Source organism: Pseudomonas sp. WT-JTC (genome assembly GCF_056711565.1).
The window spans coordinates 4,818,740-4,833,491 of the sequence record NZ_CM160042.1 but is presented as its reverse complement, the minus strand read 5'-3'; the positions used below and the strand labels follow the sequence as shown (position 1 = coordinate 4,833,491).

12 protein-coding genes are annotated in these 14,752 nt (G+C 56.9%); 8 read left to right on the top strand and 4 right to left on the bottom strand.

Translation table 11 applies throughout. From position 1 onward, the window contains the following. Positions 1-63 precede the first annotated feature (63 nt). The gene (locus AC06G5_RS21860; protein WP_413423749.1) at positions 64-390 is read right to left on the bottom strand and encodes a helix-turn-helix transcriptional regulator; all 327 of its coding nucleotides are present in this window, start codon (positions 388-390) and stop codon (positions 64-66) included. Between the two features lie 452 nt (positions 391-842). Between AC06G5_RS21860 and AC06G5_RS21855 the strand changes: the two genes are divergently transcribed. The 5 genes from AC06G5_RS21855 (at position 843) to AC06G5_RS21835 (ending at position 7,453) form a co-directional block, all read left to right on the top strand. Next, complete coding sequence (locus AC06G5_RS21855; protein WP_480458297.1) at positions 843-1,697, top strand: fibronectin type III domain-containing protein; 855 nt, start codon at positions 843-845, stop codon at positions 1,695-1,697. A gap of 557 nt (positions 1,698-2,254) precedes the next feature. Next, positions 2,255-2,752 (top strand): CS1 type fimbrial major subunit, encoded by a 498-nt coding sequence (locus tag AC06G5_RS21850; RefSeq protein ID WP_480458296.1) that lies wholly within the window; start codon positions 2,255-2,257, stop codon positions 2,750-2,752. A 108-nt stretch (positions 2,753-2,860) separates the two neighbouring features. Then, complete coding sequence (locus AC06G5_RS21845; RefSeq protein WP_480458295.1) at positions 2,861-5,383, top strand: TcfC E-set like domain-containing protein; 2,523 nt, start codon at positions 2,861-2,863, stop codon at positions 5,381-5,383. Between the two features lie 50 nt (positions 5,384-5,433). Further along, positions 5,434-6,657, top strand: coding sequence for a hypothetical protein (locus AC06G5_RS21840; RefSeq protein ID WP_480458294.1), 1,224 nt, complete (start codon positions 5,434-5,436; stop codon positions 6,655-6,657). A gap of 58 nt (positions 6,658-6,715) precedes the next feature. Beyond that, complete coding sequence (locus tag AC06G5_RS21835) at positions 6,716-7,453, top strand: molecular chaperone (RefSeq protein ID WP_480458293.1); 738 nt, start codon at positions 6,716-6,718, stop codon at positions 7,451-7,453. Positions 7,454-7,626: 173 nt separating this feature from the next. Here the strand turns inward: AC06G5_RS21835 and dsbG are convergent, their stop codons facing one another. Genes dsbG through dsbD form a run of 3 tightly spaced genes read right to left on the bottom strand, consistent with a single transcriptional unit; the run spans position 7,627 to position 10,960 of the window. After that, complete coding sequence (gene dsbG / locus AC06G5_RS21830) at positions 7,627-8,394, bottom strand: thiol:disulfide interchange protein DsbG (protein ID WP_480458292.1); 768 nt, start codon at positions 8,392-8,394, stop codon at positions 7,627-7,629. Next, positions 8,370-9,224 (bottom strand): prolipoprotein diacylglyceryl transferase family protein, encoded by an 855-nt coding sequence (locus tag AC06G5_RS21825; RefSeq protein WP_413423762.1) that lies wholly within the window; start codon positions 9,222-9,224, stop codon positions 8,370-8,372. Before AC06G5_RS21825 ends, dsbG begins: the two co-directional genes overlap by 25 nt. Then, the gene (gene dsbD, locus AC06G5_RS21820; RefSeq protein ID WP_413423764.1) at positions 9,224-10,960 is read right to left on the bottom strand and encodes a protein-disulfide reductase DsbD; all 1,737 of its coding nucleotides are present in this window, start codon (positions 10,958-10,960) and stop codon (positions 9,224-9,226) included. The genes AC06G5_RS21825 and dsbD overlap by 1 nt, the downstream gene beginning before the upstream one ends. Before the next feature lie 154 nt (positions 10,961-11,114). On the opposite strand from dsbD, the gene AC06G5_RS21815 reads away from it, so the two are divergent. The 3 genes from AC06G5_RS21815 to AC06G5_RS21805 all read left to right on the top strand — a co-directional run bounded on the left by AC06G5_RS21815 (position 11,115) and on the right by AC06G5_RS21805 (position 14,710). Beyond that, a complete protein-coding gene (locus AC06G5_RS21815) occupies positions 11,115-11,795 on the top strand; it encodes a response regulator (protein WP_413423766.1) in 681 nt (226 codons plus the stop codon). Beyond that, positions 11,792-13,117 (top strand): ATP-binding protein, encoded by a 1,326-nt coding sequence (locus AC06G5_RS21810; RefSeq protein ID WP_480458291.1) that lies wholly within the window; start codon positions 11,792-11,794, stop codon positions 13,115-13,117. Before AC06G5_RS21815 ends, AC06G5_RS21810 begins: the two co-directional genes overlap by 4 nt. Before the next feature lie 198 nt (positions 13,118-13,315). Beyond that, positions 13,316-14,710, top strand: coding sequence for an aspartate aminotransferase family protein (locus tag AC06G5_RS21805; protein WP_413423770.1), 1,395 nt, complete (start codon positions 13,316-13,318; stop codon positions 14,708-14,710). Positions 14,711-14,752: the final 42 nt, after the last annotated feature.

Sequence of the window (14,752 nt, the reverse complement as noted above, 5' to 3'; positions counted from 1 at the left end):
CAACTGACTTTTGGCTGGTATTCGCTTTGCCCCTTCAGCAGGGCGCTACAACCTTTTCGACGCTCATCGAGTTATCTGTGCAACCGCTGGATGAAGTTCGGCCTCTCCCTCCAAATGGATCATTCCCATTTCCAGCGCTTTGATCAGTGCCAGCCAGCGCGAGCTGACGCCGAATTTTCGGCGGATATTGCAAAAGTGATAGTTCACTCCTGCCTCAGAGCAATTGAGGATCCGCCCGATCTCCCAGGACGATTTGCCAATGGCACACCACTTCAGGATTTCCTGCTCTTTGGCAGAGAGGTTCGGCGGGATTTGAGCTGTATCCGCATAGCTGTGGGGCTTGGCAGGTAGCGTCCCGGGTTGGAATTGGGTTGGGCTCGCAGTGTACATGGCTGGTCTCCCGGGGTAGGGGCGCCCCGGAGGGCAGTGAGTAACTCCAGGAGTCTTTTATAGCGCGATTCAGCGTCGTTGGAACCTGTAAGAAATAACAGGTCGGTGCGCTTTTTTCGTAGGCTGGTTGCGGGTGTAAGTGGAGGGGAGTGTGTGCTGACTGAGTGGATAGTGTTTTGTCTTGTTTTTAGTTGAGAATTAAAATTTTTTATTGTGTTGGGTGCGAATTGAAAAAAGTTGCGATGAAACTGTTGTCAGTAAGTTGATGCTGATGGAGGGATAAGTGTTAAGTTGGTGAAAAGTAAAGGATTTACGCGAGCTGGAAGTGATTTGTATGGTGTCCTAGCAGTTCTGTTAGTGTGCTGGCAGATTTTTTTATGGATTAATACAGGTGCGGAGTGTTTTTATGGAAAACACTGTGATTGTAAAATTACTTCTGGTGGAGATGGTAAATGAATAAGCCATGTTTCGATGAGTCAGCTCTTTCCTTGAGTTTCGATGAGTCAGCTCTTTCCTGGAAAGTTGAACATGTGACAAGAAACACTGTAGCGTTGTCGTGGGAACGTCGCGCAGGTGTAGTGGAGTATTTTCTTACTTCTGCAGGCGAGAACTCAGGTCAGGTGATTTATCAAGGGCCCAATACAGCATTTACTCACGGCTCGCTTAAGTCAAATACCGAATATACTTATTTTATTAGTGGGAGAAGTGCTGATGGCAAGAGGACTAAGCCGACCTTGATCAATGCACGTACGGCAGTTAGAGGCGTTCCGGTTGCACCAACATTTTTTGAAGCATTTGGTCAAACACCCACAGAAGTATCTTTTTATTGGGATGCAGGGGTAGTAGATGGTGGCCAGCCTGGTTATGAAATACGACGAGACGAGGTTTTGCTCGATACGCCTTCACGCCCCCCCTATACAGATAAAAATCCTCAGCAGGGAAAGGACCATGTTTACTGCATACGTACCTTTGATGATGAGTTTTATTTTTCTGAGCCTCATTGTATAACCGTCCCCATCAAGGACGAAACCGCACCCACAGCCCCTACGAATTTGCGTACCAGCAATCTAGGCCTGATATTGAGTTGGGAGGAGTCGTACGACAGTTCCGGTGATATTACTTATACAATTGATCAGGGCCAGGGTACTCAATTGGGGACGACAAAGGAAACGGAGTTTGCCATTACCGGATTGCAACCGGGGCAGCGATATGAATTTGGAGTGACGGCCTCCGATAAAACCGGTCATAAGTCGGAGAGGGTGACCATTCAATATCCGGCACTGGGTGTTTCCCTTCAAAGGAAATAGTCGTTTCCCTGTGTCGCTGACCATGTGTGCATAAAAAAGTCCCGATGCCTTGCATCGGGACTTTTTTATGTGCGTAGCACAGGCTTCATCACGAGAGGATTTTCCGGGTGGCACTCACCCATGTGATCTGTCCATTTCAGCCTGACTTCCGTAAACGGCCGACTGACTGTTTCGTCAACACAGGCTGCCAACACCCTATCCCTTATCCGTTGCCACCGGCCATGCGCACGCTTGCGGTTCCGTTTTCCATATCCTGATGACTCCCTACGTCCTGAAAATACGGTTTTAGACAGCTGGGTCTGGCCAGTCATTTCAAAAAAATGATTCCTGCAAACGATAGGAAATGACTGCATTTCTGTTTCAGGGGTGCGGGATAAATCCTACAGATACTGCAGATTGTTCTTGCATACCGGTCCTACAGAAAGCGCGAAGATGTGCGCCGTTCAAACGCAACGACTCATTTCGTCATTGCTTGATCAACAACCCAGTGCCGGACTTTCGTCAGCTTGGCTGAAGCTTGCACTATTACTTAGATGTTCTAAAAGATGGTGAATTTAATGTTCAAGAAAATTGCGATGTCTTCTTCTGTGCTTGCCCTGGCTTTTGCTTCTTCCGCTGCACTGGCTGTTCCTCAGACTCACGATATCCAGGTGATTGCTGACGTGCCGAGCACCGATTTTTATGTGCAGCCAGTAGATCACGGCACTGTTACTCAGCCGCAGCGCCTGGTATGGAATGACACTACTTCTGAACTGGAAGGCATCAGCCGTGATTTCAAGGCAAAAAGTGCTGCTGTCGGTGGGACTGGTAACCCGGCCATCAAGGCAACGTTGCTGGATCCGGTTGGCATGACCTCCGGTGGAGAGACTATCGATTTGCAGGTTCGTTTTAATAATATTGCATTGGTAAAAGATACTGCCGTAGATGTTGTTAATGCTGATGCTGCAGTGACTGAAATCATTGCGCCTATGCAAATTACCCCGGTCAAACCAGGCGCTGGCTATAAAGCAGGTAACTACGCCGGTATCGTTCGTGTGATGTTCGACGCGCCATAACGTTTGCTGGTTAAGTTCCAGCTATCACTGTGTTGTCTGTGTGGCCGACGAGTAAAGTTGGCCACACTCTTTCTTGCACTCGCAAGCGCTAACTTGAGATACGTTTCCATGTTTTCGAAGACTCCTATCGCGGGAGCGCTTGCGCTTATTGTTTGCGCAGGCGCGCTCGCCAATGAAACCAGACCAGCGGATAAGTCTGTTAGTTTGCTTCAGCAGGCTGAAGGCTTGCCTGCGGATTTTCATGAATTCTTTTTTGATGTCCCAGTCGCGGTTCGAATCGAAGTCGACCAACAGTTTCTGGGCGAAGCCATGATCCTGTTAAGTCGTGATGAGCGCGTGACATTGATCAACTTCACCGATACTCGGAACAGTGACCTGACCTCCAGTGAGCGTGACGAGTGGTCCGCTTTCCTGACTCCGGGTGTTGCGCTGGGCGCATGTAAAAGCGGATGCCCCCGGCAGTTGCTGTCGGTTCACTACAGCCTTGAAGATTCCATGGTGTCGCTGGTGACGGCTAACGCCGAGCGCGACCCGCAAACCCGATTGTTTCACGATCAACCCGAGGGCGGCAGCCTTGGTCTGATTGTGCGCAATCAGCTGAATGTCAGCGGCGGTCAGCAGCAGAACATGGCCGGTCGATATGGCCTGGAGGCAAGTGCGAGCCTGGGCAACTGGACTAACACGTTCAATGCTCAACTTTCGCGCATGTCCGGGGTAGATACCGGCATCAAGCATGCTGTTTATGAGTTGCATATGCAGCGCGAACTGGAGGGTACTTTCATCCGTGCCGGGTACTTTACGCCCAGTGCCCAAGGTCTGACGCGACCAGCACGCACAATGGGGCTTGGTCCCGATACGGTAATGGGAATGATGTACGGCAGTTCGGATAGCCTGGCGGTCGACAACGTCAAACCCAGTCTCTATCCCATAACGGTGACCGCCAATCGACAAGCGATGGTGGAAATCTATCGCAACGGCGTGTTGATCAACAGTCAGCAGGTAGCGAGCGGCCTTCAGACCCTCGACACGCGACCGTTGCCGGGCGGAATTTACGAAGTGGAAGTACGCCTGGTCGAGGACGGTCAAGTGATTACTACCACTCCGGAGCTTGTTTATAAGCCCACCAATTGGCGCAACCCGGAAAATCGCTGGCGCTACAACCTGTTTGCCGGTCGCGAATCCAAATTACTGAGTAATTGGCAGGAGCGCGATGACGGCGACATGACGGCGGGGGCTGCCTTTAATTTCCTTCTGCATCCGCGAATTGTCCTGGGGCTTTCCGCTCGTCAGGTCAAGGAGCAGATGCAGTTGGGCACCTCCGCCGAATGGACGGTGGGCGAGAAAACGTCCCTTTACAGCAGCCTCTCCCAGACCAAGGGCGAAGGCACGGGGGTCGAGGTGCAAGGTGTGCATCACTACGACGGCGGCAGTGTGGTGTTGCGTCACCAGCGTAGCTGGCTGGATACCCGCAACAGTTACGAAGTGCTGCCAGACGGGACACACATCCGTCAACGCAACACGTACAACGGTCAAACCAGCAATACGTCGCTGTCTTTGAATCAGCGCTTGAACAGCAAGAACTCGGTCAGCGCGCAAGTCTCTCAAAGCCAGGGTTATTCCGAAGGCTTGGGCCTCGACCTGAGTTGGAGCCGCAACGCCCAGTTGTTCGGCAATAACGCTGACTGGCGCGTGTCGTTGTTTGATCGACCAGGCACGGTTGGCACTGCTGACCAGCGCAATCGCGGGATCGATATCAGCCTGCGCCTGGCGCTGGGGGCGGACGGTCATCAAGTGTCCGGAAGCGTCGGTTCGCGCACATCGCGTGATGGTGGGCGGGATGCCAATGCGTCCGTGACCTATCGCCGCGACCTCAAGGATCACGTTCTGCAAAGTGTTTCTGCAACCGTCAGCAAGGATGTGTACGGGACAGGTCAGGCGGGCACGGCGGATTTCAAGACTGACCAGGTCAACGGCTCGATGCATGCGCAACGTTCTTCCTTCAACGGTCAGATCAGTGGAGGCCTGAATCTGGACAGCACCCTGGCCGTCAGTGGCAAAAACGTGGTCTTGAGCAGCCAGGCGACTAACGGGGAGGCGGGAATGATCATTGATGTCGAGAGCGACGTGGATGATATCCAGCTGCGGGCCGACGATTTTTCCGGCACCCATGCCTCGTTGCGGCCAGGACGAAACTTCATTCCTGTTTCAGCGTACAAGAACGGCACGGTCAATTTTGATTTCAACGGGACTGATGTCCCTGCGGCGGCAATCCAGCCTGCGCGTACGACCTATCACTTGAACAAGGGTGGGGTGGATTATCGCCAGGTGCGTATCCTGAAGACCGTGACGGTGATGGGGCGCCTGCTGGATGCGGGTGGAAAGCCTTTGAAAGGCCATCACGTTATCAACCACGCCAGTCGTGGCGTCAGCGAAGTCGATGGGTTCTTCTCCATGGAACTTAGCGAGAATTCTCCTACACTCGAAGTGCGGCACGACAGTCAGTTGTTATGCCAGTTCAGGCTCGATCCGGCCTCCCAGCGTCGAGAGAATGATGTGCTGATGGTAGGGGATCTGCGGTGTCATCCCGACACCTTGGCCGAAGCTGCTTATAAGTCTGAGAAAGCCAGTTGACAGGCACTTATCGAACAGCAGTCAGAACATGGCGTACACAGGACAGTCAAATGAACAAGTTAATGAGCCGCCTGGTGTTGGTATCGGCACTCGGCGGGTTTTATGCAGGTTTATCCAATGCCGCTGTATTGGAGGTCCAGGCCGAAATAAGGCCGGATCCGAGTAATCCGGGAAGCGCGCAGATTATCAATAACACTCCAGTTACCGGATACTGTACGGAGTTTCCTGCTGAATGTAACAACAGAAAGATTCGAAGCGACAGCTTTAACATCAGTTTCCAGTCGTCAGGGAGCATTCCCGTTGATCAAGCGATCCCGTTTGGTTTTCCGGCGAGATGGCGCACATTTACTGTTTCTCATTCGAGTATTCCTGGCGAAACGGCAGAGATTCAAATTCGCATTGCCGGAGTGGGAACCCGTTATCGCTTGAGTAAAAAAGCGCAAGAAATAACGGGCATGCCGATAGGTTTGCCGGTGTTTGATTATCATGCTTTTCTCTGGTCTCCCTCATGGGCTGAAGCAATTGCTCCTTGCCTGGGAGTGAACGGTACCTCCCAAGGTGCGGATGCCAATGGAACGGATTTTACCGCCTTCTGGTTGACACCTGAGCACGTTACCTCCTGCCCAAGGAGGCCAAAATTTGAAGTCCCAGGCATTTCCTTGCAAAGACTTGACGTGCACTACGAGTTGCGGGCTGTTCGACCGGAAAAATTAATGACTGGTAACTATCAGGGGTCGTATACCTATTCCATGGGTAGCGACTTCGATATGGGCAATCTGAATGCCAATGACCCTTCAATGACATTCAATTTGAACCTGGCGGTAAAACAAGACGTGAAAGTCGAAATGTCCGCCGACCGGGTCTACCTGACACCCAAGGGCGGCTGGATGGAGTGGATCACCCACGGGCGAAAACCCGAGAAGTTATTGGGAGACCTGCGGTTTTTCATTCTGAGTTCCGCGCCGTTCAAAATGGATCTCAGTTGCGAGCGTCTGGGAATTGATACTTGTTTGATCTCTAACGGTTCACATCAAGTACCGGTCGACATCAGTGTCAGCCTGCCAAGTCCCTGGGTGGATGATACGGGCCGGCCAATAGAGCGGCGTCCGCTGATATTGGGTGGCGAGGGCTTGAAAAATATAAAGGCTACAGGCTCGCCCAATCAATCGCCCAGCCTATTGCACTTTGAAGTGCCGCAAGATTCAGTGAAGGATATGCAATCCGGCAGCCGTTATCGTGGAACCGTCTATGTGACTTTCGATTCGGATATCTAATAGCAGTAGCAAAGCCTGAGGCTTACTCAGGCTGTTTTTACAGCGAGAGGCTTTACTCATGAAATATATTTATATGTCGCTGTGCACACTTTTATTCAGTATGTGCGCTCAAGCCGGACCCAGTCTGCAAATTGGTACGTTCTATGATTTTATGGGCGCTAATCAGAGTAGCTTTTTAAAGCGAATTCATAATGGCGGAACGTCGACGGCATTTGTCAAAATCGAGATCAAGGAGATTTTTTACGAAAAAAATGCCGACTCCCGTGAAGAGCCCTTGAAGATTGTCGAAGGCAGTACCCGTGATGGTCTGGTTGCCAGCCCGGCCCGACTAATCGTGCCAGCCAAGGGTACCCAGGGAACACGTCTGCTCTATACCGGTGATCGTAGTAAAGAGCGGTATTTTCGGGTTCGATTTTTACCCGTCGTCCCCGAAAAAGAAGACAAGTTTGCCGTCTCGGACACTGAGCGTGAAACTTATGAAAAAGACATGTCTGCCGGTTTCAACGTAATGGCCGGTTATGGCATGGTGTTTTTCGTTCGTCCGGCCAATACCCGTTTTGATACCAAAATAGACAACACTGCTGATCGCTACCAGTTGAAAAACTATGGCAATAGCGTCGTCGTAATCGACTCCTTCAAGGACTGTGCGGCCAAGAATGAAGATGATTGCAAGCCGACCAAAAAAGTACACTTGATTCCAGGTAATGATTTCGCGTTCGAAAAACAAGCGGGTCGAGTCTATCGCTACAACCTGATCGAAGACGAAAAGAAAACACCTGTGGTAGTGAGGAGGTAGTTAGCGCTCATGAGTCATGTTTCCCAAACCAGACGTGCAGGCAAGTGGGACATGGATTAGCGGTGGGATAGTTCGTTTTGCGTGGCCACTGTCATTTTGACTGTGGCCACGCTTGCTTTCGGGGTCTGATTACCAGTTCATGTGGCCGCTCAACCTGTGCGGATCAAGCAGCGTCATTTCGGTCCGAGAATCTTCACCAGTTTGTCCGGCGAAGGTGCGCCTTGCTGCTGTTGCAGATTACCCTTGTCGTCCATGTAGAAAATCGCCGGGGTGGCTTGCAACTCCAGCTCTTCCATCAACTGCATGTTGGCCGCGAATTTTGCCTGAATCGCTGGCGGCACTTCCTTCAGGGCCTTGAGCGAGCTGCCCTTGCCAGCGGCTTCGTGGTCCTGCAGGGCTTTTTCCGGGTCTTTGGCCGCGAGCAGTGCGGCGGATTTCCCCGGGCTGTCTTCGCGGATGATGCCCACCATGATGTGGCGCAACTGCACCTTGCCGGCCTTGACCCACGGCCGCGCCTGTTCCCAGAACATGTTGCAGTACGGGCAGTTCGGGTCACTGAACAGGTACACCACGCGCGGCGCATCCTTCTTGCCGTCACCGATCCAGTTGCTTGTTTCGAACTTGGCCCAGACTTCCTTGGCCATCGGTGCGTACACCAGTTTCTGCAATGGCGCGCTGCTCAGGTCATTGCCCTCGGCGTCATACAAATTGCCCAGCAACACGTGTTTGCCATCCGGGGTCAGGTACAGCGCCATGCCGCGGCTCTGGTATTGCGCGGCATAACCGCGCAAGCCGTCGGGGGCGTCGAACTGACCGACGATTTTCGCGCCCTTGGCCTCGATTTTCTTGATCGCATCGGGCAACTCTTCAGCCTGCACCGATGGCAGGTGCAGCAGGGCGGCGCCGAGGCTCAGGGTCAGCAGGTGGCGGAGGCGGGGCATGGCAATTTCCTTGAAGAGGTGGCGGGTACAGTGTCGAAGTTTTCCAGTGCGCGGGCCAGGCTGGCGTCCGACAACTCGCCCAGATGGCTGCCCAGCAGGCGACCTTCGGGGCTGTAGAACAGCGTAGTCGGCAATGCCATGGAACCGACGGCCTGGCTCAGACGTCCACCGCCGTCGAACAGCACGTTGGACAGGCTCAGGCCCTGGGTTTCGAGGAAGGTCGCGACGCTTTGCATGCTTTCCGCCTGATTGACGAACAGGAACGTCAGGTCCGGCCGGTGTTGCTGGGCGTTTTCCAGCACCGGCATTTCCCGGCGGCACGGCGGGCACCAGGTGGCCCAGAGGTTGATCACCAACGGGCCGCCCTTGTAGTCGGTCAATTGCACGGTTTCGCCGGCGGCATTGCGCAGGGCGATTTCCGGCAGGCGTGTGCCTTGTTCATAAATCGACAGGGAGAACGTCGCCAACAACCAGAACGCCAGGCCACTGGCCACGCCAAAGCCCAATGGTCGGCGCAAACCCGGGCGACGCCAGCCGCGATAAAGTGTGGCGAGCAAAACGACAATCACCCCCGGCCAGGCGAGGAAACCGCCATCGCGCAGGTCGATGATCTGCCACGGATCGTTGTGATAGTGCGCCCAATAGGCCGCCACGAAACCGATTCGCGCCGCCAGCATGCCCATTAGAAACAGGCTGAATAGCACCGACTCGGGGTTGTCGCCGCCACGCTTGGCCACCCGCCAGCCGACAAACGTGGCCAGCGCCAGCGCACTGATCAGTAGCAGATGATTAAGCGCGATGGCAAAGGTGCCGAGGGTGAAGGTCAGCATTAATGGGCGTCTCGGGTGTTGGTCCAGCGTTGCAGGAAGGTATCGGCATCGACCTCGCCGGTGATGCGCTGGCTGCGCCGCTCTTCACCGTCAGCGCCAATCCACAGCAGGCTCGGTGGCCCTGGCACTTTGTAACGGCCGAGCAGTTCGCGGCTGGCGGCATTGTCGGCGGTCACATCCAGTCGGAGCAAGCGCACGTCGTTCAGGGCTTGCAGGACATTGGCTTTGCCGAACACCTGCTTTTCCATGACCTTGCACGACACGCACCAGTCGGCGTAGTAGTCCAGCAGCACCCACTGGCCTTGAGCCTGTGCGGCGTCGAGTTCCCGTTGCAGTGCCTGTGGATCCTTGATGGTGGTGAAGGCATCGTGGCCAACAGACACGGCAGCCACCGCCTGGTTCGAGGCACGGAAGACCTGCAACGGCTTGAACGGATCGTCACTGCCACCGGCCGCCCCGATCACCAGCAGGCTGCCCCACAATCCGAGCAGCAACGAACTGGCGCCAAACAGGTGCGCGATACGGCCGAAACCTTCCGACTGTTTCCAGGCGCTGTAGGCCGCTATCAACAGCAGCGCACCGCACAAGCCAACCCACAGCGATTCGTCCAGCACCGGGCGCAGCATCAGCAACGCGGTGGCGAGGAACAGGAAGCCGAAGATGCCTTTGACCAGGTTCATCCAGGCACCGGGTTTGGGCATGAAGCGATTGCCGACGGTCACCAGCAACAGCAGCGGCACGCCGATACCGATGCCCATGGCGAACAGAATCAATCCGCCATGCAGCGCGTTACCGCTTTGCGCGATGTAGAGCAGGGCGCCGGCCAGCGGTGCGGTCATGCACGGGCCGACCAGCAGGCCGGACAGGGCGCCCAGCACTCCGGCGCCGATCAGACTGCCGCCGCGTTGATTGCGCGAGACGTTTTCCAGGCGATCGCGCACGGCCACCGGCAGTTGCAGTTCGAAGTAGCCGAACATCGGCAGCGCCAGCAGCACGAAAATCGCCGCGAAACTGCCCAGCAGCCAGGGGTTCTGCAACCAGGCTTGCAGGTTCGCCCCGAGGGAGGCAGCCAGGACACCCATCGCCGCATACACCAGCGCCATGCTGACCACGTAGCTGCTGGCCAGGGCGAATCCGCGTTTGGGCGTGGCGCCGCTGCCGACGATCAACCCGGCCAGAATCGGCAACATCGGTAACGAACATGGCGTGAAGGCCAGCAACAGGCCAAGGCCGAAGAACACCAGAAGGCTCCAGCCCAGCGCCCGTTGTTGCAGGTCGCTGGCCAATGCCTGGTCCGGTGCTTCGTTTGCCGCAACGGTGACCGCTTTGCCACCCAGATCGACGACCTGCGTCTGCGGCGGATAACACAATCCGGCATCGGCACAACCCTGGTAACTGACCTTGACCGTACCGCTGGCACCGGCCGGGATCTTCAGTTCAAGACCCTGGCGATAGATCTGCTGTTCACCGAAAAACTCGTCGCTGTGGGCTTCACCTTCCGGTAGCGCGGGATGCTGCGCGACAGGCAAACCGTCGAATTTCAAACGTTTCTGGTACAGGTAATAGCCGTCGGTGATCTGCCAAAAGAGCTGGGTTTCACCGGACTCCAGGCGTTCAGAGGTAAACGCGAACGCTTTATCGACCGGGAGAAACTCGGGTTTGCTATCGAATGGATTGGTTCCCGCCTGGGCCAGGCCAGCGATCATGAGGGTAAAAAGTAAAAACAGACGATGCATGGATAAGCCTTTGCCCTGTGCTATTGAGGTGCACAGTGGCGGGTGGCGATTAACCGATGATTAACCGTCCCGGCCTTGTAGCGGTGGCGCCTGCGGCATAATGTCGGCTTAATCGGTCAACGGCTTAATCAGCTTTATTTCTACGAGGCTCCCCATGCACGTACTGGTTTGCGAAGACGATGAGCTGATTGCCAGCGGCATTGTCGCCGGCCTGACCGCCCAGGGCCTGACCGTGGAACACGTCGCCACGGCGTCCGCCGCCCGGGCGATGCTCAAGGTCGCGGAGTTCGACGTCATGGTGCTCGACCTTGGCCTGCCGGACGAAGATGGCCTCAAGCTGCTGCAACAGTTGCGTCATCAAGGCCTGGAGTTGCCGGTGTTGATCCTCACCGCGCGTGATTCGGTCACCGACCGCGTCGATGGCCTGCAAGCCGGTGCCGATGATTACCTGCTCAAACCGTTCGACCTGCGTGAACTGGCGGCACGCTTGCACACGCTGTTGCGGCGGGTGGCAGGCCGCAGCGTCAACCTGATCGAGCATGGTGCCCTGACCTACGACCCGAGCAGCCGCGAAACCACGCTCGCGGGGCGGCCGGTGGACTTGTCACGCCGCGAGCAGTCGCTGCTGCAAGCCTTGTTGCACAACCGTGGCCGCGTGCTGTCCACCGAGCAACTCAAGGACAGCGTCTACGGTTTCAACGACGAGCTGGAAAGCAACGCCCTCAACGTCCATATCCATCACCTGCGGCGTAAACTCGGCAACGGCATTGTCGAGACCGTGCGCGGCCTGGGTTATCGCCTGGGGCCGGCTGATGGCGGAGAAGAATCGAAGTGATGAGTCTGCGTTTGCGCCTGAGCCTGACGCTCGGCGCCGCATTTGCGTTGATCTGGGCCCTGGCCGCGGCCTGGATGCTCAGCGATTTGCGCAATCAGATGATGTTTTCCCTCGACCAGCGCCTGGTGGCGTCGGCACGCATGGTCGCCGGCCTGATGGAGCAACTGCCGCCCGTGCCGAGCAAGGGCGAGGGCACCCACTTCAGCGCCGAACAACTGAACATTCCGGGTGGCATGGCGTGCCAGGTCAGCTCGCTGCGCGGTGAAATCCTGGCCCGCAGTCACACCGATCCGCAGCAGGCCCTGGAGGCCGAAAAACTCGGTTTTCACGATCAGATGATCGACGGTGCGCCGTGGCGCAGTTTCACGTTGGCCCGGGGCGATCTGCGCATCACCACCGCCGACCGGCAGATCGAGCGTGAAGCCTTGAACATGTCGATCCTGCTGGCCGCTTCGGTACCGGTCGGCGTGGCTTTGCTCGGGTGCCTGTGCCTGCTGTGGCTGGGCATCGGCCAGGGGTTGGCGCCGCTCAACCGCATGCGCGATGCCTTGATGCGCCGCAGCACCGACTCCCTCGAGCCCTTGCAGATCCAGCCATTGCCCAGTGAGCTGCAACCCTTGCTGGAAACCCAGAACCAGTTGCTCCAGCGCATCGGCAAGACCATCGAGCGCGAACGTCGCCTGACCGGGGACGCGGCCCACGAACTGCGCAGCCCGCTGACGGCGATCAAGACCCACCTGCAAGTGGCGCGGATGACCGACGGCAACGCTCGGGATCAGTCCCTGGCCCGGGCCGAAGAGGGCGCAGACCGCATGCACCGGACCCTCGAACAATTGCTGTTGCTGGCGCGAGTCGAGGGCAGCCTGTCGTTCGATGACGGTGTGCAATGCAATGCCGAACAAGTGGCGAAACTGGCGATCCAGGACGCGGCGAGCGGCGATCGTCAACGCATCAGGTTTCAGCTGCCGAGCAAAGTCTCCGCTGCACCTGTGCAGATGCCAGCGGTGCTGTCGATTGCCGCACTGCGCAACTTGCTCGACAACGCGCTGCGTCATACCCCGGCCGACAAAGCGGTGGAATTAAGCCTGGAAACCACCGGCAATCGTGTGCAGTTCGTGGTGCGCGACCATGGGCCGGGGATTGCCGAAGAGGATTTGCAACACCTGACCCAGCGCTTCTGGCGCAACGGCCAGAGCACAGGCTGTGGTCTGGGCCTGGCGATTGTCCAGGCCATCGTTCAGCGTTGCGGCTGCACGTTGCATTTCGATAGCCGGCCGGACGGCTTGCGGGTTGAGCTGACAATGCCGCTGCAACCGGTCTGAAAAACACCACATACCACTGTAGGAGCGAGCTCGCTCGCGATGGTCGATAACGATAACGCGTGCTTTCTGAATGCACGCGGTGTTCTTGAGTCCATCGCGAGCAGAGCTCGCTCCTACAGAGGTTTGCGTGTTACCGCCTAAATCCCTCAAGCGCTGATGCGTTTCCAGAACAGGAAAACCTTATTGAGGGGTCGAGAGATGTCAGTCGCTACCAGCCTTATCGAAGATCAGCCGGCGACGTCCGCCGAGACGCTTTATCAATTCAACGAATCACCGCTGCTGGCTCGTCAGAGCCGGCAGGAATCCAATGCCCGCAGCTATCCGCGACGCATTCCCCTGGCGCTCAAGCGCGCCAAGGGCATATATGTCGAAGACGTCGAAGGCCGCACGTTCATCGACTGCCTGGCCGGTGCCGGGACCCTGGCCCTGGGGCACAACCACCCGGTGGTGATCGAAGCCATTCAACAAGTGCTGGCCGATGAACTGCCGTTGCACACACTGGACTTGACCACACCGGTCAAGGACCGGTTCGTCCAGGATCTGTTCAGCCTGCTGCCGCCAGCCCTGGCCGCTGAAGCGAAGATCCAGTTCTGTGGCCCCACGGGCACCGACGCCGTGGAAGCCGCACTGAAATTGGTGCGTACCGCCACCGGTCGTAGCACCGTGATCTCGTTCCAGGGTGGTTATCACGGCATGAGTCAGGGCGCGTTGAGCCTGATGGGCAGCCTGGGGCCGAAAAAGCCCCTGGGCGCCTTGCTCGGCAGCGGCGTGCAGTTCATGCCGTACCCTTACGATTACCGCTGCCCGTTCGGGCTCGGCGGTGCGGCAGGGGTCAAAGCCAACCTGAGTTACCTGGAAAACCTGCTCAACGATCCCGAGGCCGGCGTGCAATTGCCGGCGGCGGTGATCGTGGAGGTGGTGCAGGGCGAGGGCGGGGTGATCCCGGCGGATCTGGACTGGTTGCGTGGCGTGCGGCGGATCACCGAGCAGGCGGGTGTCGCGCTGATCGTCGATGAAATCCAGAGTGGATTCGCCCGCACCGGCAAGATGTTCGCCTTCGAGCATGCCGGGATCATTCCCGATGTCGTGGTGATGTCCAAGGCTATCGGCGGCAGCCTGCCGCTGGCGGTGGTGGTCTACCGCGACTGGCTCGACACCTGGCTGCCGGGTGCCCATGCGGGCACGTTCCGTGGCAACCAGATGGCCATGGCTGCCGGTTGCGCGGTGATGCGTTATCTGGTCGAAAACAAAGTCTGCGAGCATGCCGCCGCGATGGGCGAGCGCCTGGCCGAGCATCTGCGCATCCTGCAACAGGACTTCCCACAACTGGGTGATATTCGTGGGCGTGGCTTGATGCTCGGCGTCGAACTGGTCGACCCGACGGGAGCGCTGGATGCCCAGGGTCATCCGCCGGCCTTCGCCCGCCTGGCACCGCTGGTGCAACGCGAATGCCTCAAGCGTGGCTTGATCCTGGAACTCGGTGGCCGCCATGGTGCAGTGGTGCGCTTCCTGCCGCCACTGGTGATCAGCGCTGCGCAAATCGATCGCGTGGCCGAGATTTTCGGCAGGGCTCTGGCCGCCGCCAGTCTTTAAATTTTCCGCCCTGCGGAACGTTCCTTCTACATGACGGCTGTG

What these genes read in the sequence shown, in the direction of transcription:
- AC06G5_RS21860 (WP_413423749.1), bottom strand. Translation starts at nt 390, where the DNA reads ATGTACACTGCGAGCCCAACCCAATTCCAACCCGGGACGCTACCTGCC.
- AC06G5_RS21855 (WP_480458297.1), top strand. Translation starts at nt 843, where the DNA reads ATGAATAAGCCATGTTTCGATGAGTCAGCTCTTTCCTTGAGTTTCGAT.
- AC06G5_RS21850 (WP_480458296.1), top strand. Translation starts at nt 2,255, where the DNA reads ATGTTCAAGAAAATTGCGATGTCTTCTTCTGTGCTTGCCCTGGCTTTT.
- AC06G5_RS21845 (WP_480458295.1), top strand. Translation starts at nt 2,861, where the DNA reads ATGTTTTCGAAGACTCCTATCGCGGGAGCGCTTGCGCTTATTGTTTGC.
- AC06G5_RS21840 (WP_480458294.1), top strand. Translation starts at nt 5,434, where the DNA reads ATGAACAAGTTAATGAGCCGCCTGGTGTTGGTATCGGCACTCGGCGGG.
- AC06G5_RS21835 (WP_480458293.1), top strand. Translation starts at nt 6,716, where the DNA reads ATGAAATATATTTATATGTCGCTGTGCACACTTTTATTCAGTATGTGC.
- dsbG (WP_480458292.1), bottom strand. Translation starts at nt 8,394, where the DNA reads ATGCCCCGCCTCCGCCACCTGCTGACCCTGAGCCTCGGCGCCGCCCTG.
- AC06G5_RS21825 (WP_413423762.1), bottom strand. Translation starts at nt 9,224, where the DNA reads ATGCTGACCTTCACCCTCGGCACCTTTGCCATCGCGCTTAATCATCTG.
- dsbD (WP_413423764.1), bottom strand. Translation starts at nt 10,960, where the DNA reads ATGCATCGTCTGTTTTTACTTTTTACCCTCATGATCGCTGGCCTGGCC.
- AC06G5_RS21815 (WP_413423766.1), top strand. Translation starts at nt 11,115, where the DNA reads ATGCACGTACTGGTTTGCGAAGACGATGAGCTGATTGCCAGCGGCATT.
- AC06G5_RS21805 (WP_413423770.1), top strand. Translation starts at nt 13,316, where the DNA reads ATGTCAGTCGCTACCAGCCTTATCGAAGATCAGCCGGCGACGTCCGCC.